Genomic DNA, 1,394 nt, shown 5'->3' with positions numbered 1-1,394 from the left:
TACTGAAACAGTCCAATTTAACGGTTCTTTCAATTTCCACCCCGTTTCTTGTAGCGACAGGCAAAGCGCAATTAACCTTGAAAAAAGGAACACGCATAACTTTGGCATTAGGCAATGATATTTTAGTTGCAAGTTATACGGTAGATACAAGAATAAGCGTTCCTTCTCTTTCGGCGGGTAAGGATTATTATGTTTATTTGGTTTCTGATGGAGGACAGTCTCATAAATTTGTTTTATCAGAAAACTCTACGTATCCAAGGGATTACACAGTGAGTAATTCGCGAAAGATAGGAGGGTTTCATACGCTCTGTGCGGATGTTGGTACGATTTCCGGTCATCCATTGTCTGGTTATAGAGCAGGGGATATTTTACCCAATTCAGTTTGGTGTCTCAATCACCGTCCGCATAGTTCACCAGAAGGTATGGTTTATGACCCCTCTACAGATCTTTGGGTTGATATTTATCTTCAGTCAGGCACCGGTGAAAATACGCGCTCGGCATATGGTGTTCCGATCACAACAGGTCGTACCTATACAGATCATGTAACGGATATGATGCGTGTCAAGAAATCCTTACTGAGTGATGTGGAATTTGCTTCAACCATGTATGGAAGTAATGACAAAACAAGTATTAAAGGTAAGACTCCCCCCTCTCCTAAGACTTCAGGAGGTCACGTTGATACAGCAAATCGTCGTATGATCTCGCATATCGGTTGTGAGGAAGGTTGCGGTTATGTTTGGCAGTTTTTAGCAGGAACGTTTCCTATGCAAATAACGAATAGGGGGCAGGCTAGGTTAGAAATGAGATGGTTATCAGGAGGAGGAGGGTGGAGTCATGGTGTAGATAGTGGATGTTTTGCACGCTCCACGGTATCTTATTCTAGAGGTAATGAACAATTATGTGCGCGTGGTTGTAGCCATTCCCGTGATTTGTGAGGAGGGGTAGATGATAGATTATCCAGAACATTTAAATAGCAAGCAAGATTATCTGAACATGCTTTCTTTTGACAAAGTTGAAACGGTAAGAAGGCTAGAGATGCTTTTAGCAACACGTTTTTATTGGGTCTTTGTTAAAGAGCTTGGAGAGGGAGAAGAGGGGATTGAAGATGACACGCATAAGGTTTGTCTAACAACAACCATGCCGTTTGATTTAAATGGTGATTTTGTCGAAAAGCGTTGTCAGTATGAATTACAGGAAAGCGAATATGCGCCGCTCTTTCAACTTGGCTTTCGTGTTGAAGAAGTCGAGCAGCTGATCAAAGAGCATAGCCAATAGAGATCATAAGAAAACATTTTTATCCAGCCCCACTTTTGTGGGGCTTTTTTTATGGAGCGTCAGATGAGAAAGATATCGAAAGAAGGATTAGAGCTTATCAAACAATGGGAAGGTTTGCG

At 41.8% G+C, this 1,394-nt stretch carries 1 protein-coding gene and 1 pseudogene; both read left to right on the top strand.

Annotated elements, in window-relative coordinates; genetic code table 11:
• Nucleotides 1-935: pseudogene (locus ACFINH_RS09810) on the top strand (hypothetical protein); the annotation flags it as partial.
• 10 nt (nt 936-945) lie between these two features.
• The gene (locus ACFINH_RS09805; protein ID WP_375632978.1) at nt 946-1,275 is read left to right on the top strand and encodes a hypothetical protein; all 330 of its coding nucleotides are present in this window, start codon (nt 946-948) and stop codon (nt 1,273-1,275) included.
• Nucleotides 1,276-1,394: the final 119 nt, after the last annotated feature.

It is taken from the genome of Bartonella sp. AA74HLJMH (assembly GCF_042197045.1).
GTDB lineage: Bacteria > Pseudomonadota > Alphaproteobacteria > Rhizobiales > Rhizobiaceae > Bartonella.
This window is presented reverse-complemented; position numbering and strand designations above follow the sequence as displayed.